General features: G+C 39.6%; 20 protein-coding genes. All 20 read left to right on the forward strand.

All coding sequences use genetic code 11. From position 1 onward, the window contains the following. Positions 1-75 precede the first annotated feature (75 nt). The 20 genes from BM097_RS11260 (at position 76) to BM097_RS11355 (ending at position 22,863) form a co-directional block, all read left to right on the forward strand. The gene (locus BM097_RS11260; protein WP_207647035.1) at positions 76-1,485 is read left to right on the forward strand and encodes an alanine/glycine:cation symporter family protein; all 1,410 of its coding nucleotides are present in this window, start codon (positions 76-78) and stop codon (positions 1,483-1,485) included. Positions 1,486-1,732: 247 nt separating this feature from the next. Continuing rightward, entirely contained in the window at positions 1,733-3,070 is a 1,338-nt protein-coding gene (locus BM097_RS11265) for an MFS transporter (RefSeq protein ID WP_090549601.1), read from the forward strand. Beyond that, a complete protein-coding gene (locus BM097_RS11270; protein WP_090549604.1) occupies positions 2,997-4,112 on the forward strand; it encodes a helix-turn-helix domain-containing protein in 1,116 nt (371 codons plus the stop codon). The genes BM097_RS11265 and BM097_RS11270 overlap by 74 nt, the downstream gene beginning before the upstream one ends. Before the next feature lie 82 nt (positions 4,113-4,194). After that, the gene (locus tag BM097_RS11275) at positions 4,195-4,467 is read left to right on the forward strand and encodes a hypothetical protein (RefSeq protein WP_090549608.1); all 273 of its coding nucleotides are present in this window, start codon (positions 4,195-4,197) and stop codon (positions 4,465-4,467) included. Continuing rightward, a complete protein-coding gene (locus tag BM097_RS11280; RefSeq protein WP_090549610.1) occupies positions 4,451-4,729 on the forward strand; it encodes a DUF4160 domain-containing protein in 279 nt (92 codons plus the stop codon). The genes BM097_RS11275 and BM097_RS11280 overlap by 17 nt, the downstream gene beginning before the upstream one ends. 301 nt (positions 4,730-5,030) lie before the next feature. Further along, entirely contained in the window at positions 5,031-5,771 is a 741-nt protein-coding gene (locus tag BM097_RS11285) for an ABC transporter ATP-binding protein (protein ID WP_090549613.1), read from the forward strand. After that, a complete protein-coding gene (locus BM097_RS11290) occupies positions 5,771-6,694 on the forward strand; it encodes a SufB/SufD family protein (RefSeq protein ID WP_090549616.1) in 924 nt (307 codons plus the stop codon). Before BM097_RS11285 ends, BM097_RS11290 begins: the two co-directional genes overlap by 1 nt. A 168-nt stretch (positions 6,695-6,862) precedes the next feature. Beyond that, positions 6,863-7,222, forward strand: a complete 360-nt coding sequence (locus tag BM097_RS11295) for a hypothetical protein (protein ID WP_090549620.1) — start codon at positions 6,863-6,865, stop codon at positions 7,220-7,222. A gap of 164 nt (positions 7,223-7,386) precedes the next feature. Next, positions 7,387-8,565 (forward strand): aldo/keto reductase, encoded by a 1,179-nt coding sequence (locus tag BM097_RS11300; protein ID WP_090549623.1) that lies wholly within the window; start codon positions 7,387-7,389, stop codon positions 8,563-8,565. A 45-nt stretch (positions 8,566-8,610) separates the two neighbouring features. Then, positions 8,611-9,162, forward strand: coding sequence for a DJ-1 family glyoxalase III (locus BM097_RS11305; RefSeq protein WP_090549625.1), 552 nt, complete (start codon positions 8,611-8,613; stop codon positions 9,160-9,162). 18 nt (positions 9,163-9,180) lie between these two features. After that, entirely contained in the window at positions 9,181-9,642 is a 462-nt protein-coding gene (locus BM097_RS11310) for an S-ribosylhomocysteine lyase (RefSeq protein WP_090549628.1), read from the forward strand. Positions 9,643-9,848: 206 nt separating this feature from the next. Further along, a complete protein-coding gene (locus BM097_RS11315) occupies positions 9,849-10,535 on the forward strand; it encodes a 5'-methylthioadenosine/adenosylhomocysteine nucleosidase (RefSeq protein WP_090549630.1) in 687 nt (228 codons plus the stop codon). Positions 10,536-10,738: 203 nt separating this feature from the next. After that, on the forward strand, positions 10,739-13,105 hold the full coding sequence (locus BM097_RS11320) for a phosphoketolase family protein (RefSeq protein WP_090549633.1): 2,367 nt from the start codon (positions 10,739-10,741) through the stop codon (positions 13,103-13,105). A 216-nt stretch (positions 13,106-13,321) separates the two neighbouring features. Further along, positions 13,322-14,992 carry a cache domain-containing sensor histidine kinase gene (locus tag BM097_RS11325; protein ID WP_177197452.1) on the forward strand — a complete coding sequence of 557 codons (1,671 nt, stop codon included), beginning with the start codon at positions 13,322-13,324 and terminating at the stop codon, positions 14,990-14,992. A gap of 2 nt (positions 14,993-14,994) precedes the next feature. Then, on the forward strand, positions 14,995-16,482 hold the full coding sequence (locus BM097_RS11330; protein WP_090549639.1) for a response regulator transcription factor: 1,488 nt from the start codon (positions 14,995-14,997) through the stop codon (positions 16,480-16,482). Further along, positions 16,479-17,681 (forward strand): sugar ABC transporter substrate-binding protein, encoded by a 1,203-nt coding sequence (locus BM097_RS11335; RefSeq protein WP_090549642.1) that lies wholly within the window; start codon positions 16,479-16,481, stop codon positions 17,679-17,681. Before BM097_RS11330 ends, BM097_RS11335 begins: the two co-directional genes overlap by 4 nt. A gap of 132 nt (positions 17,682-17,813) precedes the next feature. Continuing rightward, positions 17,814-19,085 carry an extracellular solute-binding protein gene (locus BM097_RS11340; protein ID WP_242944703.1) on the forward strand — a complete coding sequence of 424 codons (1,272 nt, stop codon included), beginning with the start codon at positions 17,814-17,816 and terminating at the stop codon, positions 19,083-19,085. 66 nt (positions 19,086-19,151) lie between these two features. Further along, positions 19,152-20,066: a carbohydrate ABC transporter permease gene (locus tag BM097_RS11345; RefSeq protein WP_330389636.1), complete on the forward strand. Its 915-nt coding sequence runs from the start codon at positions 19,152-19,154 to the stop codon at positions 20,064-20,066. Position 20,067: 1 nt separating this feature from the next. Next, on the forward strand, positions 20,068-20,901 hold the full coding sequence (locus tag BM097_RS11350; RefSeq protein ID WP_090549645.1) for a carbohydrate ABC transporter permease: 834 nt from the start codon (positions 20,068-20,070) through the stop codon (positions 20,899-20,901). Positions 20,902-20,910: 9 nt separating this feature from the next. Continuing rightward, positions 20,911-22,863 carry a glycoside hydrolase family 127 protein gene (locus tag BM097_RS11355; RefSeq protein WP_090549648.1) on the forward strand — a complete coding sequence of 651 codons (1,953 nt, stop codon included), beginning with the start codon at positions 20,911-20,913 and terminating at the stop codon, positions 22,861-22,863. The last annotated feature ends 11 nt before the right edge of the window (positions 22,864-22,874 follow it).

Consider the following 22,874-nt stretch of genomic DNA (forward strand, 5'->3'; position numbering starts at 1 on the left):
AGTTTTTGGGTAAATTTGCGCAAATCGTAAAATCCATATATAATAGCTCAGTATGTTTTTAGAATGGAGTTATTTATGTTATTAGATTTACTTACAAAGATTGATGATGTGATGTATTATCCAATCCTTATTATTGTTATGGGTGTTGCAGGATTATATTTCACATTTAGAACCAGATTTGTTCAGATTAGACTTTTTAGAGAAGCCTGCAGGCTTGTAATGGAAAAGCCAGAGGACAAGGCTCATGTATCATCCTTTCAGGCGCTGATGGTGTCTACAGCATCGCGAGTTGGAACAGGAAATATCGTAGGTGTATCTACTGCTATTTGTATCGGTGGCCCAGGTGCCATGTTTTGGATGTGGATTATGTGTATCATCGGCGCAGCCAGTGCTTTTGTTGAAAGTACATTAGCGCAGATTTATAAGCAGAAGGAAGATGATGGCAGCTGCTATGGTGGTCCTGCTTACTATATAGAGAAGGCGCTTCATGCACCATGGTTATCTGTGTTGTTTTGCATCTTTTTGATTTCTACTTATGCATTTGGATTCAATTTGCTTTGCTCATATAATCTACAGTCTTCATTTGCTGCATATAGCTTTTATGATCCAAAGCTTACACCAATCATTGTAGGAGCTGTAATCGCTGTATTAGTAGGAGCATGCATCTTAAGCGGAGGCAAAAGAATTATTAAGCTGACAGAGGTGTTGGTTCCATTTATGGGAATAGCCTACGTGGTAGTTGCTATAATAGTTATTCTTGTAAACATCACTAATGTGCCAGCAATGTTTGCAGTAATCTTTAAGAATGCATTTGATTTTAAATCAATCTTCGGTGGTGTTTCAGGTTCATGCTTAATCTACGGAATCAAAAGAGGATTGTATTCAAACGAAGCAGGTGTAGGTTCAGCTCCAAATGCTTCGGCATCAGCAAATGTTACTCATCCTGTAAAGCAGGGATTGGTACAGACAGTATCCGTTTACATTGATACAATCTTACTTTGTACTGCAACAGGACTTATGTGTTTAAGCTCTGGTGTTGCACCATCTGAGGAAGTAAGCGGAATCCTTTACGTGCAAAAGGCTATATCTACAGTGTTTGGACATTTTGGTCCAGCATTTATCACTGTTGCAATGATTCTTTTTGCATTCACAACATTACTTGGAAATCTTTACTATGTAGATAATGCTTTGATTTATCTCAACGGGAAAAAGAACCCAAGTGCTAAATTCATGGTCATCTTCAGATTATGCTGCGTAGCAGTCATTTTCTTCGGAGCAATCATTTCCATGGATACAGCCTGGGCTGCAGCAGATATCACTATGGGACTTATGACAATCATCAACCTCCCATGCTGTGCCCTTTTGTACGGAGTAGTCAACAAGACCTTAAAAGACTACGAAAAGCAAAAGAAGGAAGGCAAGAACCCTGTATTTACAGGAAGCCATGTTGGACTAAAGGAAGATGAAATAAGCTTCTGGAAATAAAATCAATATGTATAGATTCTTGCTGACAATTTCCTTGTTTGGTCAGCAAGAAGTCATGTACAAAAACTCCCAGCCTGTGCTGGGAGTTTTTGCATGTCCTGCAAAACATAGTGCTTTAGCATCTTTCGTAATAGGAAAATAATTACTATACAAACTAGAAAACTAATATGTTAAAATATCTCTAACCAAATCTTATAATCTGAGTAACAAAATTGCTATTCATAGATAAATTCGGGAGGCTTAGATTATGGGAGAGACAAAAACAGTAGGCTACAAAGATATATTAAAGATAGCTAATTGCAGGAAGCTATTGTTTTCAAATTTTATTAACAGATTTGGAGATTCAATAGATGCTATAGCATTTACATGGCTGGTGTATCAGTTGACAGGTAGCGCAACCTGGTCAGCAATTATCTTTGGACTTAATCAGCTACCAGGAATAGTTGTGCTTCCACTGGCTGGAGCATGGGTAGAGGGCAAGAACAAGAAAAAGATTATCGTATATACGGATTTGCTTCGCGGGCTAGTGATAGCTGGATTTGTAGTTTTGTATTATCTGCATTTGGTTAATCCTTTTATCATGGCAGGGTTTACACTGCTAATCACTGCAATCGAATCTATTAATGAATCTGCAGCAGGCGCTTTTGTGCCAGAGATAGTTCAGGGTGATTATTACACTATCATGCAGAGCATGAAGATGACAGTGGCTCAGGTGGTTAATTTAATAGGAATGGCACTTGGTGGAGTTATTATCGCAGCATTTGGTGTAGGCACAGCGATGCTTATAGATGTGGCAACATTCTTTATTGGAGCTTTCATTATTATATTAATAGATTATAGTAAGTGTAAGCTTCAGAGTGCTAGTATCAATGAACAGGACTATATGACCAAGCTCAAAGAAGGCTTTAAATATATTAAGGGAAATACTACAGTCATTTATTTCTGTATACTCGCAGTACTATTGAACTTTGTGCTTTCACCAGTCAGTGCATTGTTAACACCACTTGTATCTAGTGTATATATGAAGGATGCAGATTTTTTAAGCATTATTATGGTCGGACAGTGGGGCGGCGCGATTATTGCATCACTTATTTTGCCAAAGCTTGTATCTAAGATTTCTTTTGATGGGGCTGTGGGAGCCCTTGGTGCGATTGCGGGAATTGGAGTTATTATACTATCTAGAGGTGCGTTAGTAAAAGAAAGCATGATTTTTTCAATAGCTCTTGGGTTAGGTAGCATGTTTGTAATGGGAGTAAGCTTGTCTTTATTGTCAGGATTATTAAGCGTTGAGTTTGTGAAGAAGGTGGATCCTGATTATATGGCAAGATGTAGTGGCGCATTTAATGCAGTTGCAACAGCATCACTGCCACTTGGAGCATTTTTGGTAACAGTTGTTACAGTAAAGCTTAATGCTGATTCGATACTTTTATATACAGGAGTGCTAGGTATATTAATCTTTGGCGGAATCTACTTTGCGAAAAAAGCAAATATGGGCAAGGAGAAGAATATAGATGCAAAACAATCTATCAGAGAACATCAGAGCAAACAGGAAGCGGATGCTTCTTACCCAGGAGCAGCTGGCTGAGGCAATGGGCGTAACCGTGGGCACAGTGTCGAAATGGGAAAACGGAAACTGTGTCCCTGATATAAATACGATGATGGATTTGGCGGATTTCTTTAATCTTTCTATGGATGCGCTGGTGGGGTATTCCATGGTATCAAAGAGAGTGGATGATATTATCGAGGAATCATTTGAGTTATACAGGGAACATAGGCTTGACGAGGCAAGGGAGCATCTCGATAAAGCTGTAGTGAGATATCCTAATGATGTAAAGATTTTGAGGAGAGCTGGTAGTGTATATTACATAAGCTGGTATCAGGATAATAAAAATGAGGATTTTAGAAATCGTGCCATAGAATTATTTAATCGAGCATTACGCATACTAGCGGATTCTCCAGAAAACAAAATCGATGAGATTGCAATCCTTAAGCAACTTGCCTTGCTTGAGAAAGACAATGAAAAGCAGATAGAGATTATAAAGCATATAAATGTAGATGGAATATATGATGATTTGCTTGGAGAAATATATTGGCATCAAGGGAAAAAGGAAGAGGCGTTAGCTTGCTATACAAAAAAGTTTCATTTCAGTGTTCTTGACGCTACTGATGTAGCAGGGCATATGCTGGATTATTTCTTCTCAAATAAAAAGTATAAGGAGCTGCTTGAATTATATCAGTGGGTAGAACAAACTGTAGCAGGGCTTATGCTTTCAGATAAACCATCTTATTTAACAAGGTATGTTGCTATGATAAAAACATGTGAGGCTATATGTTATGAACTCATTGGCAATCATGAGAAAATGATGTCGGAAATAGCTTTAGCTATTGAAAAAGCAAAAGCTTTCGACGCAGATCCAGTGTATGACATCTATACAAATGTCAGATTTGTTTATGGTACTAAGAAAGATTTGCCAGTAGCTTATGATGATAAAGATGGCAATACCGTTTTAGGAATAAAGCAAATTGTAGATGAAATATATAGCACAGGCGACCTGGGCTTCACCAAAAAAGAACTGCAAGCTATAAAGCGAGTGCAGGAGTATATAGTAAAGCTTATTAACAATTAAATAGCTTGAAAATATGATATCATGCTATAATATGACTACGAATAAATTAGTTAGTAATAGAATAAGTGATTGGAGGAACATTATGGTTTATCCTTTTATGACGCTAAATGACAATACTGAAATAGTGCATTCTGAAATGCATGAAGATGGCAGAGTTCTTGTTCATATAGAGACTCCTGATGAAAAAGTATGTTTTAAGCATGCAGATTGCTGGCTCCCTGAATATAAATGGGAAGATGTATATGAATACACTGATGAAGAGCTTGCAAAGCTTGAGGAGTTTTTGAAATCAACGGCGCATCTTATTATAGAATTTTCCCAAGAAGGAGGTTTTGATAATGCCTCAAATTTTTAGAATGGGAGAGTACTGGATTTATTTTTGGACTAATGAAAATAAGCCCGTTGAGCCAATTCATGTTCATGTGGCTAAAGGAGCACCTACTGCCAATGCTACAAAGATATGGATTACAAGTACTGGTAAATGTTTATTGGCAAATAATAATTCCAAAATAGCGGAACACACTCTTAGAAATATAATGAGAATGATTGAAGCAAGAAGTGATGATGTGATTTCAAAATGGTTATTATATTTTGGGGAAATATCATATTACTGTTAAAAAATGATAAATATAAGGTTATTTGGATGTATATATGGTGAAGCAAGGCACAGTCCATCCTCTCAAACAGGGATGGAAGGAAAATGTGTTTTTAAAAGGAGATATTACAGGGATATAATTATAGCAGGGCTACTGAGAAGTTTTCTCAGTAGCCCTTTTCTTTACAAAAATAGGCTACCATTTTTACAAATCCATGTTAATATAATATGGCTGAATTAGTTTGACACAATTAAATTAGTCTTTCCTAACTACCACTGGCATGGGGTTAGGGAGTGTAGCACATAGAACGAGGAGTATAGATATGTTAGAAATCAAAAATCTTACATACAAGGTTGATGATGAAAATGATTCCGTTAAAGAAATCATTGATGGTCTTGACCTTACAGTTGAAGATGGTAAGTTTATCGTCATCACCGGTCCTAACGGTGGCGGTAAGTCCACACTTGCAAAGCTTATCATGGGTGTTAACCAGTTGACAAGCGGACAAATTATCCTTGATGGTGTGGATATCTCAGATAAAAATATCACTGAGCGTGCAAAAATGGGAATCAGCTTTGCTTTCCAGGCACCAGTTCACTTCAAGGGAATCAGAGTAATCGATTTACTTCGTCTTGCAGCAGGTGAGCACATTTCTGTTGCAGTAGCTTGTGAGTACCTTTCAAAGGTAGGACTTTGCGCTAAGGATTATGTAGAGCGTGAGGTTAACGGTTCACTTTCAGGTGGTGAACTTAAGCGTATCGAAATCGCCACAGTACTTGCACGTGGAACCAAACTTTCTATCTTTGATGAGCCAGAGGCTGGAATCGATCTTTGGAGCTTCCAGAATCTTATCAAGGTATTTGAGAACATGCGAAAGGATATCAATGGAACAATCATTGTTATCTCACACCAGGAGCGCATCCTAAATATCGCAGATGAAATCGTAGTTATTGAAAACGGCAAGGTTAAGAAGCAGGGGCCTAAGGATGAAATTCTCCCAGAGCTTCTTGGTACATCGGCAGCAGCCAGCATTGCCTGCGAAAAGTTAGGAGGTGACCAGTAATGGCTCTTGATGCAATTCAAAAGAACATTTTACATGAGGTTGCTGATTTAGATGGCATACCTCAGGGTGCATATAATATCCGTTCAAACGGTGCCAGCGCAGCACGTAACACTACTGCTAACATCGACATCGTTACAAAGGAAGATAAGCCAGGTATCGATATCATCATCAAACCAGGCACAAAGGGCGAAAGCGTTCATATCCCTGTAGTCCTTACACAGAGCGGTCTTAAGGATATGGTTTACAATGATTTTTATGTTGGAGAGGATGCAGATGTTACTATCGTAGCAGGCTGCGGTATTTCTAACTGTGGTGACCAGGATTCTCAGCATGATGGTATCCACACATTCCACGTAGGCAAGAATGCCAAGGTTAAATACGTAGAAAAGCACTATGGCGAAGGTGATGGAAAGGGAGCTCGTATCCTTAATCCTGTAACAAACGTATATCAGGAAGAGGGCAGCCATGTAGAGATGGAAATGGTTCAGATTAAGGGCGTAGATTCTACAGTTCGTACTAACTACGCTGAGCTTGCTGAAGGAGCAACACTTCTTATCCACGAGGCACTTATGACTCACGGCAGCCAGAAAGCCACATCAGATTACAAGGTTCTTCTTAATGGAAAGGACGCTAGCACAGATGTAGTTTCTCGTTCAGTTGCAAAGGATGATTCAGAGCAGATTTTCGAAGTAGCAATCGAAGGAAATACAGCCTGCAGCGGTCATGCAGCATGTGATGCCATCATTATGGGAAATGCTCACGTAGTAGCTATCCCACGTCTTGACGCCAAGAACGTAGATGCAGCCCTCATCCACGAGGCAGCCATCGGCAAAATCGCCGGCGACCAGCTCATCAAGCTCATGTCGCTTGGCCTTACAGAAGAAGAGGCTGAGGAACAAATCGTAGCCGGGTTCTTAAGATAAAAAGGCTTCCCCCTGGGGGGAAGCTGTCAGCGTAGCTGACTGATGAGGGGAACTATCTATAAGTTATTATGTGAATAAACAAAGAATTTAATAATAAAAAACTGTGTATTTCAGTTTTCGCCCCTCCAGAGGTGCTATCATTGTAGTAGTCACCTATGGAGGTTTTTTATGGCTATAGCACCTATCGGAGGATTAAGTACATACAGTCCAATCTCAAGTGTTCAGCCTATGAACTATTCAGTTCAGAATGAGGCTGAGGTTTCAGATGTGTATGCAGCAGATGTTACCAAAAACACAGCAGGGGTTAATGGGGCAAATCCTGTCCAGTATCCTAACGCTACAGTCAGAGAAATTGGTGGTGATTCCATACCGGTTGATCCAATAGCAAGGCAAAAGCGCAACATTCAGGTGTCCTCTGACTTCAATGATATAGCCACCAAGTTCCTTTCAGGAAATACATCCTATGGTGTAAATGGAAGAGGCAGTACATACAACACATCAGGCTCACGCTTTGATGCCTACGCTTAAGAAATAACATAAATAATAATTAGGAATTTACAAATCCTGTCACAAATAAGCTAAATGTAGCTTGGCTGTGACAGGATTTTTATTATTCTACTAAAGTTCTGTCACAACAACCCCTATGTAATATGATAAAATACTCTAAACTGGCAACAATTATGGAGAGGTCTATGGAGTACAGAAGTAATAAAAATGGGGATCAGATATCAATACTTGGTTATGGTTGCATGAGATTCACCACAAAGGCGGGGGCTATTGATATAGATAAGGCTGAGCAGGAAATCATGACAGCTTACAATAGTGGAGTTAATTACTATGACACTGCCTACGTGTATCCTGGTAGCGAGGCGGCGTTGGGGGAAATATTAGAACGCAACTCTATAAGAGAAAATGTAAATATTGCGACTAAGCTGCCTCAGTATTTGGTTAGCAGCGCAGCAGCTCTTGATAAATATTTCAACGAAGAATTAAAGAGGCTGCGCACAGATTATATCGACTATTATCTTATGCATCACATGACAGCTATGAACCAGTGGGATAAGCTGGAAAAACTTGGGGTGAAGGAGTGGATAGCCCAAAAGAAGGCCAGTGGACAGATAAGAAACATTGGGTTTTCTTATCATGGCAACACTGAAGATTTCATAGGCATACTAGATGCTTATGATTGGGATTTCTGCCAGATTCAATATAATTACATGGATGAACATTCTCAGGCAGGCCTTAGGGGACTGAAGCATGCGGCAAGTAAGGGGATTCCTGTGGTTATAATGGAGCCACTGCGTGGAGGTAAGCTGGTTAGTCTTCTGCCGGACAAAGCAAAAGAGAAGATTGCTCAGTATGAGAAGGGCTATACTCCAGCTGAGCTTGGCCTTAGATGGCTTTGGAATCAGCCAGAGGTTACATGTGTGCTTTCTGGAATGAATTCTGTAGAGATGGTGCAGGAAAATTGCAGGATTGCAGCTGATGCCAAGGCAGATTCATTTACCGGGGAAGACTTTGAATTGGTGGAGCAAGTGAAAACTATCATTTCCGAATCAGAGCTTGTAGGTTGTACAGGCTGTAGATATTGTATGCCATGTCCTAAGGGGGTAGATATCCCAGCACTTTTCAGGTGTTACAACATGACAGCACTAGAAAGCAAATCAGCAGCCAGATTTGAGTATGCCCAGACAGTAGGCCTAAAGGATGAGCCAGCATTTGCCACCCAGTGCATTGAATGCGGCAAATGCGAGCAGCATTGTCCTCAGAGCATTCCAATAAGAGAGATGATAAAGAAGGCTGACAAAGCTGTTAGGCCATTGCCATACAAGATTGGTATAAACATTGCTAGACGAATTATGTTAAAATAGAAGCCAAGGACATAATCTACTAGTTAGAAGATAGGAGGAGAGGTAATGAGCAAGGTACTTATATTTATGGCCGAAGGTCATGAGGAAATCGAAGCACTTACAGTTGTTGATTTACTTAGGCGTGCCGATATTGAAATAGAGATGGTTTCAATCACAGGAAATAAGAAGGTGCCAGGAGCACATGGCATTACAACATACTGCGATAAGCTGATTGAAAACACTGATTTTGAAAGTGCGGATATGCTTGTGCTTCCAGGAGGAATGCCAGGTACACTTAATCTTGAATTATGCGAGCCTCTCATGGATCAGGTTCATGGCTTTAACACATCTAAGAAGGGGCTTGCAGCCATCTGCGCAGCACCAACTGTTTTTGGCAAGGCTGGTATCCTTAAGGGAAAGAAGGCCACCTGCTATCCAGGCATGGAGAAGGATTTGCTGGATGCAGATTTTTCTACAGACCCAGTTTGTCACGATGGCCACATCATCACAAGCCGTGGCATGGGAACAGCTATCCCATTTGCACTTGAAATCGTAAAGACCTTCAAGGGTGCAGATGTAGCAGATAAGCTTGCCAAAGGAATAGTTTATAAAGTATAGGAAGGATTATAGGAATAAATGGAAAGAATTAAGAGCTTTACAATCAATCACAACATCCTTACACCGGGATTCTACATCTCACGTGTGGATGATGGAGATATCATCACTTACGATTTGCGTACTCGCAAGCCAAACGCAGGTGATTACATGGATAATGCAACAATGCACTCAGTTGAGCACATGATTGCAACATATATCCGCAATTCAGAAATCGCAGACCACGTTATCTACTTTGGACCAATGGGCTGCCAGACAGGATTCTATCTTGTTGTAAAGGGCGTTGATTCAAAGAAGACATTCGAGGTTGTAAAAAAAGTATTTAAACAGACAGTAGACCACGAAGGCGACGTCTTCGGAAAAAGCGCCATCGAGTGCGGTCACTACGAAAATTTGGACATCCAGCTCGCAAAGACTGAATGCGCCCGCTATCTAGACGTACTCAACTCATGGACAAATATGGAGTTCACATATCCATCGTAGAAAGCTCTCTGCAACTAGTAAAATAAGAGTAATAGTATAAATAGCTGGTAGGTCTCAAGAGCCTATAAATAGCCTGTAGGTAACAAACTATTATGTTTCTCAAGGAGACATCTAGTCGACGGAGAAATATAATAGTTTGTTACCGTAACAGGCGAGAGAAAAACTTAGAGACCGTAACCAGCGAGCCATAAACTAGGAGGTAGAAAATGAAGTTAGGTATTATTGGTGCAATGCAGATAGAGATTGAGAATTTGAAGCCTTCGATTGAGAAGCAAAGATTTGAGACCATCAGCGGCGTTGATTTCATTTCAGGCGAAATCAATGGCGTAGAGGTAGTAGCAGCCGTTTCAGGAATCGGCAAGGTCTTCGCTGCAATCTGCACAGAGATTATGATTTTACATTTTGGAGTAGACCATGTGATTAATATTGGCGTGGCCGGCTCTCTTGTAAAGGACCTTAAGGTTCTCGATGTAGCTGTTGCAGATTCTGCAGTTCAGCACGATATGAACACAACAGCCCTTGGCGACCCAGCAGGTCTTGTTTCAGGAATTAACATTGTTAATTTCACGGCTGATGCGAAGCTTAAAAAGGCAGTTTGTGAGGTACTTGATGCAAAGGGAATCTATTATCAGACAGGTGTAATTGCATCAGGTGATTTGTTTGTAGACACTGATAAGCAGCGTCAGAATATCCGCATGAAATTCGACGCAATTGCTGCTGATATGGAGGGCGGAAGCATCGCTCACACATGCTATGTCAATAATGTTCCATTTACACTTATCCGCTCTATTTCCGATGCAGATGGTAGTGCAATGGACTACAATACCTTTGCTGGTAAGGCCGCAGAGCAGTCAATCAGCATCGTTTTAGATGTTATTGCTAAGTTAAAATAATAACAATCTGACATCAAATCGCAAAATTTGACCCTTATTAGGTAAAGAATACACTCTACAAAATACACAAAAAAATAGATAATATATCACAGTTAGATAAAAATTTAACAAATTATCAAAATAGGATGTACAATGTACATCCTATTGTTGTATAATGTCAATTGTCTTTTAGGAAATTCTAAAGTATTTAAAGGAGATGTAAAATGAATCACACACAGATTACTGACGAGTACTTAGAGAAAATGGACGCCTACTGGCGTGCTACTAACTATCTCGCAGCAGCACAGTTGTATCTTCTTGACAATCCACTCCTTCGTGAGCCACTCACAAGAGAGCAGGTTAAGAAGAAAATCGTAGGACATTGGGGAACAGTACCAGGACAGAACTTTATATACGTACACCTCAATCGTGTAATTAATAAATATGACCAGGATATGATCCTTATTTCTGGTCCAGGTCACGGCGGAAACTTCTTCGTGGCTAACACATATCTTGAAGGCTCTTACAGTGAGGTATATCCAAACGTAAGCCGTGATATCGATGGTATGCAGAAGCTTTGCAAGCAGTTCTCATTCCCAGGCGGTATCTCAAGCCACGTTGCTCCAGAAAACCCTGGTTCAATCCATGAGGGTGGTGAACTTGGATATTCTATCGCTCACTCATTTGGTGCAGTATTCGATAACCCAGAGCTCGTTGCAGCTTGCGTTGTTGGTGATGGTGAGGCTGAGACAGGCCCACTTGCTACATCATGGCAGTCAAACAAATTCTTAAATCCCGTTACAGATGGTGCGGTTCTTCCAATCCTTCACCTTAACGGATTCAAGATTTCAAACCCTACAATCCTTGCTCGTATGTCACACGAAGAGCTTGTAAACTTCTTCACAGGTATGGGCTGGGAGCCACACTTCGTTGAAGGTGATGACCCTAAGGTTATGCACAAGAAGATGGCAGAGACTCTTGATGAGTGTATGGATAAGATTAAGGCTATCCAGAAGCACGCTAGAGAGACAGGCGATGCTACAAGACCAGTATGGCCAATGATCGTTCTTCGTACACCAAAGGGATGGACAGGCCCTAAGGTAGTAGACGGAAACAAGATTGAAGGATCTTTTGCGGCTCACCAGGTTCCAGTTATGATGGACAAGCCAGAGCACATGGAAATCCTTGAGAAGTGGTTAAAGAGCTATCGTCCAGAGGAGCTCTTCGATGAGAATGGTCGTCTTATTCCTGAACTTGAGGAGCTTGCTCCTAAGGGAGACAGACGTATGGGTGCTAACCCACATGCAAACGGTGGTAAGCTTCTTCACGACCTTAGACTTCCAGATTTCCGCGATTACGCAGTAGATGTTCCAGCTCCAGGCGCTGTTGAAAAGCAGGATATGATTGAGCTTGGTGGATACATCCGTGACGTATTCAAGCTTAACGAGGATCAGAGAAACTTCCGTATCTTTGGACCAGACGAGACAATGTCTAACCGTCTTAACAAGGTATTCGAGGTTACAAATAGAGATTGGAACTCACCAATCGAAGAAGGCACAGATCAGTTCCTTGCAAAGGATGGTCGTGTAATGGATTCAATGCTTTCAGAGCACATGTGTGAAGGCTGGTTAGAGGGCTACCTTCTTACAGGTCGTCACGGCTTCTTCGCAAGCTACGAAGCTTTCATCAGAATCATCGATTCTATGGCAGCTCAGCATGCTAAGTGGCTTAAGGTTTGCAACAGCCTTCCATGGAGACGTCCAATTGCATCACTTAACCTTCTTCTTACATCAAATGTATGGCAGCAGGATCACAACGGATTTACACACCAGGATCCAGGTTTCCTTGATCACATCGCTAACAAGAAGGCAGACGTGGTAAGACTTTATCTTCCACCAGATGCTAACTGCTTGCTCTCTACAATGGATCACTGCTTAAAGAGCAAGAACTATGTAAACGCAATCGTTGCATCTAAGCACCCAAGACCACAGTGGCTTACAATGGAGCAGGCTGTTAAGCACTGCACACAGGGTATTGGTATCTGGGATTGGGCTTCAACAGATACAGGAGAAGAGCCAGACATCGTACTTGCTTGCTGTGGTGACACACCTACACTTGAGGCTCTTGCAGCTGTTGACATCCTCCACAAGGAGATGCCAGAGGTTAAGGTTCGTTTCGTAAACGTAGTTGACCTTATGAAGATGGAGCCAAGCAACAAGCACCCACATGGTCTTACAGATGTTGAATATGATTCAATCTTTACAAAGGATAAGCCAATCATCTTCGCATTCCATGGATATCCAACACTTATCCATGAGCTTACATATACAAGAACTAACAGAAACATTCATGTATATGGTTACCATGAGGAAGGTACAATCACAACTCCATTCGATATGAGAGTTCAGAATAAGATTGACCGTTTCAACCTTGTTATTGCTATGCTTAACAACATGCCACAGATTGGTAATAAGGGCGCATTCCTCAAGCAGAAGATGAAGGATAAGCTCGTAGAGCACAAGACATACATCCATGATGTAGGTGTTGATATGCCTGAAATCGCTGAGTGGAAGTGGACAGGTCTTAACTAATTAAATTCCAATAATAATATAAGCTCATTGCCTGTTGTGCAATGAGCTTATTTTTTGTATGATGATTGTATTGGGTGGGTGAATGTTATGCATAGCATTATTAGTAGATACAATGATCTTAAGATAGGCAAAAAGCTTATTATTATATTTTTGTTAATATCTATAATACCTATTATTCTTTTACAGGTATTTCATTTTACTAGTGTCAGGGAAACTATGACTTCTCAAGTGGATGAAATCATCCAAAGTGATTTAATCCAAATTTCAGAGAGAACTAATCTCAGCTTGGAAAACTATACAAATTTAATGTACCAGATATATGTGGATGAGAATGTAATCGATGAGGTTATGATTCTTATGAATGGCACTCCCACAAGGAGAGCGGCAGCAAAAAGTGATATTAGAGAGCTGCTTCATAGATATACCAGTGTGGTAGAAGGGGTGCGCTCTATCAGCCTTGTGTGTAAGAATGGAGAGTCGGTAACCTACGATTTTGCCACAGATTCCTCCATGTATAATATCTGGGATAGATTTAAAGATATGAGAATTGCACCGCCATATCTGGATGCGGAAAGTAAATCTGGAATGGTTATTACTCCTAGTATGAAGTTTGATGAGAATGGAGTGAAAAAATACTATTTTCATATATCAAAACGACTATATAACTTTGATCAGTTGGAAAAGGGTAGCATAGCAACAGTCATAATGACGATTGATGAAAAGATGCTTAACAGTATTTGCAATTCATCGGAAGAAAGTAAGACAGGTATCAATTTCATCTTGGACGACAATGGCAAGGTAATCTCATATCCTAGTGAAGCCTATGTAGCAATGAGCACTGGGGAAAACTTAGAAGCCTTTGTACGAGAAAGTGGATATTTACAAAGTAGCCATAATATAGGAATCAATAAATACAAGGATGAATCCACAGGGTGGACATTCGTAAACGCTTATGATACAGATGAGATGCTAAAGGATGTTAGAAGGATTCAAATCATAACAGTATTAATAAGCGCTGTCATTATTATGGTAGTGGGATTGATTATTTTTTACACCACAAGAACCTTTGACAAATCCGTAAATACGATAGTAAAGGGAATGCAGACTGTTCAGGCGGGAGATTTGGACAAGCGGATATCAGTAAAAAGTAAGGATGAATTTGGAACAATAGCAACGAATTTCAACATAATGACAGCCAGGGTAAAGGAGCTGTTGCAGCAAATATCATCTGCTAAGGATAGGCAGCGCCATGCGGAACTAAAGGCATTAGAAGCCCAGATAAATCCACATTTTTTGTATAATACCCTGGATTCAATCAATTGGATGGCAATTGAGCATGGGGAAAATGAAATCAGTAAAGCACTTAGTAACCTGGGGTTGATATTAAGGCATTCAGTGAGCAAGGTGGAGGAAAAGACGCCTATAATTGCAGAATGTGATTTCCTTCAAAGATATTTGGAGTTGCAGCAGATTAGATATGAGGGGGCATTTAAATATGAGATTAATATGCAGCCGGAATTAAAGAATCTATATATTCACAAGCTGCTTATTCAGCCATTTGTAGAGAATGCTATATTACATGGATTTGAAGGAATAGAAGAAGGTGGAATGCTTTCTATAAATATGGACATATCAGAGGATAACAGGTTCCTTCAAATAAGTATTGCAGATAATGGGAATGGAATTGAGGAAGAGCTTGTTAACAAGATGAATAATCGAGATGCTGTTATCAATGATGACAACATAGACAAAGCGGGGTTAGGCCTGAAAAATGCATTTTCAAGGCTAGTAATGTATTACGGAGGTATGGCTCATTGGAATATTAATAGTGTGGAGAAAATCGGAACTGAGATAACATTGTATATTCCTAAAAGTGAGTGTGAGTAGGTATGAATATAGTTATAGTTGAAGATGAAATCAAAATAAGAAATGGGTTATCCAGATTATTATCCAGCTATGGGGAGCATGATGTAATTGCCAAGGCGAAAAACGGTAGAGAGGGATTGGAAACCATAGAAAGCCTTCATCCTGATTTGGTATTCACTGATATTAAAATGCCAGAGATGGATGGACTACAGATGTTAGAAGAAATAAAAAATCGCCAGATAAAATGCCATAGCGTAATACTTACAGGCTATGCCGAGTTTGATTATGCCAAGCGTGCTATCACCTGTGGAGCTGATGATTATTTGCTTAAGCCGATTACCGTGGATGCGGTAGACGGAGTGTTAAAATCCATCTCTGCCAAGATTAGTGCAGAGGCCACTAGAATAGACGCTGATCCTGCATCGTATATTAGAGCAATAGTTTCAGGAGCCCTTGAAAACAATGATGAAAACATAGGTAAGGCTGAGCGGATATTTGAATTATCAAAAGGATATGAATTATGCTTTTTAAGAGGATATAGCACAAGCGGATGCTTTGACAAGACTACCGTTATGGAAAAGTTTAAGGAATATAAGGGCTTGTATGTATCTGAAGATAATAAGGATTTGTTCATGCTTTATGATAAGTCTACCGGCAAGTATTCATCTGACGAGGAAATAGTAGCCATGCTTGACCGCAGAATAGATGTTGTTGATTGCCTAAAGGATTCTGTGTGGTATATGGCAAGCTTGTCTAGCTTGAAGGAGCTAAAGGATATTGCTCTTCAATCTGATAAGAATTTTTTGAATGGAGAAATGATTGACACTAGAATAGTATCAGAAAGCAATAATAATATCGTATATACGGATTATAAATATAGTAAAGATACAGAAAAAGAAATAGAAAAAATACTTGTGAATAATGATGAGGAAGGCTGGCAAAAATGGAGTGATGGCTTTGCCAAAGGATTCATAGGAAAAGCCTACGATCCATATTCTGTAAGAATTGCATATCAAAGCCTTGCAGGGTTTATTTTGCAGCTTGCCATTAAAATATGGCCTGATAAAGGCAGGCAACTTAGGGAATTAGATACAGTAGAAAAGATATCAAGGGCAAAGCTGTTATCTGAAATAAAGGAATGCTTGGACGAGGCGGCAGCAGTAGTGTTTGCTGGTGAAGCTACCCGTGATGATATTCACAACTATACTATATTAAAGGCTATTGCCTATATTAGAGAAAACTATGCTAACAAGATTTCCCAGGAAGAAGTAGCAAATTATTTGTCTATAACTCCAGAATATTTAAGCACACTTTTCCATAGAGAAATGAATAAGAATTTCTCTTCATTTGTTAATGAGTTTAGAGTAAGCCATGCTAAGCGCCTGCTTACAGGCAGCAATCTGAAGATATACGAGATTGCAGAACAGGTAGGTTTTACAGATACCAAATACTTTAATAGAGTATTTAAGGATATAGAGGGAGTATCGCCTAAGGAGTTTAGAGAAAGATGAGAAAAGGTCTGAAACTAATAACACTGGCTATGTGCATGGCAATTACAAATACAGCCTGTGGAAGAAGTACTTCTGATGTGGAAAACACACCTGATGAAAAAGAACAATTGTTGATATGGTCTTACTATGAAACAGAAGCACAGGCTAATGGGCTGGATAAGTTAACAGCCAGCTTTAACAAAAGCCAGGATAAATATCAGGTGTCATGGGAATATGTTCCAATGACAGAATTTGACAAGAAAATCTCCAGGGCATATACAGAACAAGAGCTTCCAGATGTGGTAATTATTGATAATCCTGATATGAAAAAATTCATTCAGCTGGATATGTTTGAAGATATATCTGAGTATGCCAGTACCCTTAATCTAGATACAGATTATTATGAGGCATCTGTAGATACTATCAAATACAATGATAAATACTACGGAGTTCCGTTTAACAGCAACAATGTTTGTTTGATATATCGAAGTGATTTGTTAATGGAGGCAGGTGTTACACCACCTAAAACCTGGGATGAGCTAAAGGAGACTGCAAAGCTATTATCAAAAGATGGTACCTATGGATTTTTGATGAGTGCCATGGATTCTGAGCAAGGCTCATTTCAGTTATTATCATGGGTGATGGCTGCCTCTGATTCTGATACACAGCTTACCAGGGAAGCAATCAGTGAATCCTATGACTATTTAGCAGGACTCATAAAAGATGGCTGTATGCCGGCGGATTGTCTTAACTACAGCCAAACAGATATTGCAAGAAGATTTATAGAAGGGGATATAGCTATGATGGAAAACGGACCATGGGTTTTTTCTATGCTAGATGAAGCAGGAATTAGCTATGGCCTTTCACCTATGCCTATGAATAAAAGAAATGCAGTAATACTAGGTGGAGAAAACTTAGGAATAATCAAAGGTAAAAATGTAGAAGGCTCCATTGAGTTTATAAAATATTGCATGGAAAAGGGTGGAACGGAAAGATTCTGCAGCGATGCAAATCTACTTCCATCCAGAATAAAATCTGCAAATAAGATAATAGTGGATAATCCTAAGCTGGAAATTATTAGTCAGCAAATGAATTATGCAATTCCTCGCACAGGAATAGAGGGATATTCCAGAATATCCAAGCAATTACCTAAGAGCTTTGCAGATGTAGTGACAGGAGAATTAACACCAGATGAAGCGGCAGGTAAAACCTTGAACTAAAATTAGGATGAATTTTTTCCACCTTTTTTAATTTATTAGAATTTTTTAAAATCAAAACCTCTCTTAGAATACTTATATAAACAAAGGAGATACAAAGTATCTCGGGGGTAAGTATTCGAAGGGAGGTTTTTTATGAGATTTAAGAAAGCCGTATCAATGGCATTAGCAGGTGCAATGGCAGCGTCACTTATGGTAGGCTGCGGCAGCTCAGGAAGTGGAGCAGAAGCAACTGGTTCAGGGGAAGGAACACAGTCAGCGCAGGCAGGAGACAAGCAAGAGGTAGTTATTTGGGATTACTTTGAGACAGATGCTCAGAAGAAAATGATGGAATCCCTGATTAATGGATTTAACTCATCACAGGATGAATACGTAGCAAGTCATACTTATGTACCATTTGCAGATTACGAGAAGCAGTTAACACTTGGTATTGCATCTGGCGAGCTTCCAGATGTAGTTATTCTTGATGGTTGCGATATGTCATCATTTATAGCAATGGATTTGTTTGGTGACATTTCAGATGCTGATATTGATTGGTCAGAGTACCTGGAGGGACCAATGAATTCTACAATGATGGATGGCAAGCATTATGGTCTTCCATTTGCTACAAACTGTACAGCTCTTTTCTACAACAAGGATATTCTTGATGATGCAGGAGTTCCTTATCCAGACGAAAACACTACATGGGACGAATTCCATGAGATGGCTAAGAAGCTTACAGATTATGGCGTAACAGGCTTTGGTAATGCAGCAATCGGAACAGATGAAGGTACATTCCAGTGCCTACAGTGGTTATACACAGCAGGTGGTTCTTACACAGATATCGAAGGTGGCAAGGATGCATATCAGCTTATGCAGGATATGATTAACGACGGCTCTTGGTCTAAAGAGTGTGTAAACTGGGCACAGACAGATGTTTGTAACAACTGGAAGGCTGGTAACATTGCTATGATGCAGAATGGTCCATGGCAGATTCCTGGTATCGAAGCAGATGCTCCTGATATGAACTATGGTGTAACTGTTCTTCCTAAGAAGGATGCTTCAAGCGGCCAGGCTACTTCAATCCTTGGCGGCGAGAACATGGGCGCTGTTAAAAAGGACAATATGGAAGGCGCTAAGGCATTCCTTGAGTACTACAACCAGACAGATGTTATGGTAGATGCAATGAAGCAGTATGGTTCATTCCCTCCTAAGACAGAGGCAGCTAAGGATAGCTATTGGACAGATGATCCTATTCAGGCAGAGTTCATTACACAGCTTGAAACTTCTATTCCAAGAGGACCTTCACCAATTTGGCCTTCATATTCAAATGCAATTCAGACTGGTTTCCAGGAAGTACTTACACTTGCTAAGTCGCCAGATCAGGCTGCAAAGGATACACAGGCAGCAGTTGATGCCGTTAAGTAAGAATTAACATTTGGCGGGGAAGTAATTCCCCGCCATTTTTAGAAATAGTTATTTTGGAGGGATGTTATGATTTCTAGAAAAAAGAAGTTGAATGGACCAGGGAAAATGGGATTTTTGTTTTCTCTTCCAGCAGTAATCTATATGCTTATCTTTGTTGGATATCCCACAATTTCAAATATCATTCTTAGTTTAAAGAATGTAAATGTTTTCAATTTTTCAAGACCTGAAGCACAAGAGTTTATAGGTCTATCTAACTATATAGAATTGTTTACAGATGCAAATTCTGTAATGAGCAGAGCGATTTTGAATACACTTATTTTTACAGTAGCTTCAATCTTTTTCCAGTTTATTATCGGATTTATTCTAGCATTATTATTTAGTAAGAAGTTCCCAGCATCAGCATTTTTTAGAGGTGCAACAATGATATCCTGGTTGCTTCCAGTGACTGTAGCAGGTCTTCTGTTTAAGTTTATTTTTGCAAGCTCAGGTGGTATTGCAAACCAGCTGTTGATGTCACTTCATATCATCAAATCGCCTGTTGATTGGCTGTTAAATGGCCCAACAGCCATGGTGGCTATTGTAGTTGCGAATATTTGGATTGGAATTCCTTTTAATATGATGTTACTGCTTACAGGTCTAACAACTGTACCAGCAGATATTTATGAAAGTGCAAAAATCGATGGGGCCAATAAGCTTCAGACTTTGTTTAAGATAACAATTCCAGTGATTAAGCCAGCTATCATGTCAGTGCTTACACTTGGATTCGTATATACGTTTAAGGTATTTGATTTGGTTTGGGTAATGACTAAGGGTGGCCCAATCAATGCAACAGAACTAGCATCAACCTATGCATACAAGCTGTCATTTGAACAGTTTGAATTCAGTAAGGGCGCAGCTTCTGCAAACATTCTATTTTTAATTCTATTTGTAGTAGGAATGTTCTACATCAAGCTAATAAATGCAGAAGAGGAGGTAATGTAGGATGAAACGAGAAAGAAAAGAAAATACCATAAGCTTCATAATCGGATTCATCATTTTTGTAATCCTTATGTTTCCTCTATATTGGATGATTGTTACAGCACTTAAAACGCAGGTGGAAATCTTCCAGGTTCCTACTCCACTGTGGCCTAAAAACCTTACACTAGAAGCTTTTCAAAGCCAGTTTTCTGAATCATCAGCAACTATGAAGGGCTTTAAGAATAGCTTTTTAATAGCATTTTCTTCAATGGTAATATCAACAGTATTGTCTATTCCAGCAGCATACGGTCTTGCAAGATTTAGATTTAATGCCAAAAAGCTGTTGATACTGTTTTTTTTAATGATGCAAATGTTGCCATCTACACTTATTTTGACACCACTTTACATTATGTTTTCAAAAGTGGGATTATTAAATAATTACTTGGCGCCAATCCTTGCAGATGCGACTTTGGGAATTCCCTTCTCAATCATCATTCTTCGTACTTATTTCCTTTCTATACCAAAGGAGCTAGACGAGGCAGCGGCAATAGATGGCTGCAATCCGGTAACATCATTTTTTAAAATAATGTTGCCGATTGCAAAGCCAGGTGTGATTGTAGCAGCGGTGTTCTCATTTGTTTATGCATGGGGCGATTTGATTTATGGAATCACATTTATGACAGATCCAAACATGAGACCAATCACATCAAATATTTACAATTATGTGCAGCAATATCAGACACTTTGGAATGCAACTATGGCATTTGGACTTGTAGCAATCTTTCCAATTGTGTTGATATTCATATTTATGCAGAAATACATTGTTAGTGGACTTACAAACGGAGCAGTAAAGGCATAGGGGGAACAAATGAAATTTAAAGCAAATTCTTCAATACCAATAAGTGACATCAAAATTACAGACGAATTTTTTAACAAGTACAGAGACTTAGTTGGTGATGTAATCATTCCATATCAGTGGGATGTTTTAAATGACAGGTTAGAGGATGTTGAAACCAGTCATTGTATTGAGAATTTTAAAATAGCGGCAGGTCTATCAAACGGAAAATTTGAAGGAGCAGTTTTCCAAGATACGGACCTTGCAAAATGGTTAGAGGCTGTCGGATTTTATCTGGCAGCCTATGGCCGCAATGAGAAGCTGGAAGCTATGGCAGACGAAGCTATAGATTTGATCGAAAAGGCGCAGCAGCCTGATGGATATCTGGATACCTATTTCATAATCAATGCGCCAGATAAAAAATGGAAGAATCTTTGTGAAGGCCATGAATTATATACAGCAGGCCATTTTATGGAAGCCGCAGTTGCTTATTATGAAGCTACAGGCAAAAGAAAGATAGTAGATGTAGTATGTCGCCTGGCAGATTTATTATGTAATGTTTTTGGTAAGGAAGATGGAAAATGTCACGGATATCCTGGACACCCAGAGGTGGAAGTTGGATTAGTAAAGCTATATAGAACAACAGGCGAGAAGAAATATCTTGATTTGGCAAAGCATTTTATTGATATACGAGGCGTAGGGGAAAACTATTTTTTGCAGGAAGAAAAGCAACCTGATTTTGAGAGAATCTTCCCTGAATTTGCAAACTACGATCCAAGCTATAGCCAGTCCCATCTACCAGTCAGAGAGCAAAAGACTGCAGAAGGCCATGCTGTTAGAGCAGCATATCTGTATAGCGCAATGGCAGATGTAGCAGTAGAAACAGATGATAAGGAATTGTTAGATGCCTGCAAGGTGCTTTGGGATGATATGGTTCACAGAAGAATGTATGTCACAGGAAGCATCGGATCATCTGGTTGGTTGGAAAGATTTACAACAGACTACGATTTACCAAATGATTGTAATTATTCTGAGTCATGCGCATCCATCGCACTTGCCATGTTTGGAAAAAGGATGGGTGAAATCACAGGAGAAGCAGCATATTTTGATGAGGTAGAAAGAGCTCTATATAACACAGTTTTGTCGGGAATTGCTATGGATGGTAAGGGATTTTTCTATGTAAATCCTTTGGAAGTTTGGCCAGCTGCATGTATGGATCACACATCACGTCTTCATGTAAAAAGCGAGAGGCAAAAATGGTTTGGAGTAGCCTGCTGCCCACCTAATATAGCAAGGACACTAGCATCTTTGGGACAGTATATAGCATATACCTCTGAGAATAAGATTTATTTGAATATGTATGTTTCATCTAGGATAAAGGCTGAAGTATCAGGTAAGGAGGTCAGGCTTGATATTAAAAGCGAAGTACCTTGGAATGGCAAAGTATCAGTTCATATAGAATCAGATAAACAAATGGAAGGAACCCTTGCACTTAGAATTCCTTATTATGCAAAGAATCCAAAAATCTGCGTTAGTGGGGCAGGACTTGATATGAAACAGGACAAAGGTTATATCAATGTGACCTTATCTGGCACGAGCATGGATATAAATTTTGAATTTGATATGAATGCAAGATTCATCCGCTCTAATCCAAAGGTAAGAGCAGATGTTGGAAAGCTTGCAATCATGAAAGGACCATTAGTGTACTGCCTAGAGGAAATTGATAATGGGGACAACCTGGCATGCACCTTTGTATCTTCAAAAACTAAATTTGAGGAAGAGTTTGATAATAGCATTTTAGGAGGCACCACTAGAATCAGCTTTGATGGCTATCGCCTAAAGGAAGAAGGCTGGGATTCTAATACATTATATGGTGAGCTTGAAAATGAATTTGAGGAGGTGAGACTGACAGCGGTTCCTTATTGTTATTGGGGAAACAGAAAGAAGAATGAAGAAATGTTAGTTTGGATGAAGGAGAAGTTTTAATGTAGTAGAAA

Origin of the sequence: Pseudobutyrivibrio sp. OR37 (assembly GCF_900113655.1) — a bacterium.
Taxonomy (GTDB): domain Bacteria; phylum Bacillota; class Clostridia; order Lachnospirales; family Lachnospiraceae; genus Pseudobutyrivibrio.

What these genes read in the sequence shown, in the direction of transcription:
- BM097_RS11320 (WP_090549633.1), top strand. Translation starts at nt 10,739, where the DNA reads ATGAATCACACACAGATTACTGACGAGTACTTAGAGAAAATGGACGCC.
- BM097_RS11295 (WP_090549620.1), top strand. Translation starts at nt 6,863, where the DNA reads ATGGCTATAGCACCTATCGGAGGATTAAGTACATACAGTCCAATCTCA.
- BM097_RS11345 (WP_330389636.1), top strand. Translation starts at nt 19,152, where the DNA reads ATGATTTCTAGAAAAAAGAAGTTGAATGGACCAGGGAAAATGGGATTT.
- BM097_RS11280 (WP_090549610.1), top strand. Translation starts at nt 4,451, where the DNA reads ATGCCTCAAATTTTTAGAATGGGAGAGTACTGGATTTATTTTTGGACT.
- BM097_RS11315 (WP_090549630.1), top strand. Translation starts at nt 9,849, where the DNA reads ATGAAGTTAGGTATTATTGGTGCAATGCAGATAGAGATTGAGAATTTG.
- BM097_RS11260 (WP_207647035.1), top strand. Translation starts at nt 76, where the DNA reads ATGTTATTAGATTTACTTACAAAGATTGATGATGTGATGTATTATCCA.
- BM097_RS11355 (WP_090549648.1), top strand. Translation starts at nt 20,911, where the DNA reads ATGAAATTTAAAGCAAATTCTTCAATACCAATAAGTGACATCAAAATT.
- BM097_RS11305 (WP_090549625.1), top strand. Translation starts at nt 8,611, where the DNA reads ATGAGCAAGGTACTTATATTTATGGCCGAAGGTCATGAGGAAATCGAA.
- BM097_RS11335 (WP_090549642.1), top strand. Translation starts at nt 16,479, where the DNA reads ATGAGAAAAGGTCTGAAACTAATAACACTGGCTATGTGCATGGCAATT.
- BM097_RS11285 (WP_090549613.1), top strand. Translation starts at nt 5,031, where the DNA reads ATGTTAGAAATCAAAAATCTTACATACAAGGTTGATGATGAAAATGAT.
- BM097_RS11310 (WP_090549628.1), top strand. Translation starts at nt 9,181, where the DNA reads ATGGAAAGAATTAAGAGCTTTACAATCAATCACAACATCCTTACACCG.
- BM097_RS11350 (WP_090549645.1), top strand. Translation starts at nt 20,068, where the DNA reads ATGAAACGAGAAAGAAAAGAAAATACCATAAGCTTCATAATCGGATTC.
- BM097_RS11275 (WP_090549608.1), top strand. Translation starts at nt 4,195, where the DNA reads ATGGTTTATCCTTTTATGACGCTAAATGACAATACTGAAATAGTGCAT.
- BM097_RS11290 (WP_090549616.1), top strand. Translation starts at nt 5,771, where the DNA reads ATGGCTCTTGATGCAATTCAAAAGAACATTTTACATGAGGTTGCTGAT.
- BM097_RS11270 (WP_090549604.1), top strand. Translation starts at nt 2,997, where the DNA reads ATGCAAAACAATCTATCAGAGAACATCAGAGCAAACAGGAAGCGGATG.
- BM097_RS11330 (WP_090549639.1), top strand. Translation starts at nt 14,995, where the DNA reads ATGAATATAGTTATAGTTGAAGATGAAATCAAAATAAGAAATGGGTTA.
- BM097_RS11325 (WP_177197452.1), top strand. Translation starts at nt 13,322, where the DNA reads ATGACTTCTCAAGTGGATGAAATCATCCAAAGTGATTTAATCCAAATT.
- BM097_RS11340 (WP_242944703.1), top strand. Translation starts at nt 17,814, where the DNA reads ATGAGATTTAAGAAAGCCGTATCAATGGCATTAGCAGGTGCAATGGCA.
- BM097_RS11265 (WP_090549601.1), top strand. Translation starts at nt 1,733, where the DNA reads ATGGGAGAGACAAAAACAGTAGGCTACAAAGATATATTAAAGATAGCT.
- BM097_RS11300 (WP_090549623.1), top strand. Translation starts at nt 7,387, where the DNA reads ATGGAGTACAGAAGTAATAAAAATGGGGATCAGATATCAATACTTGGT.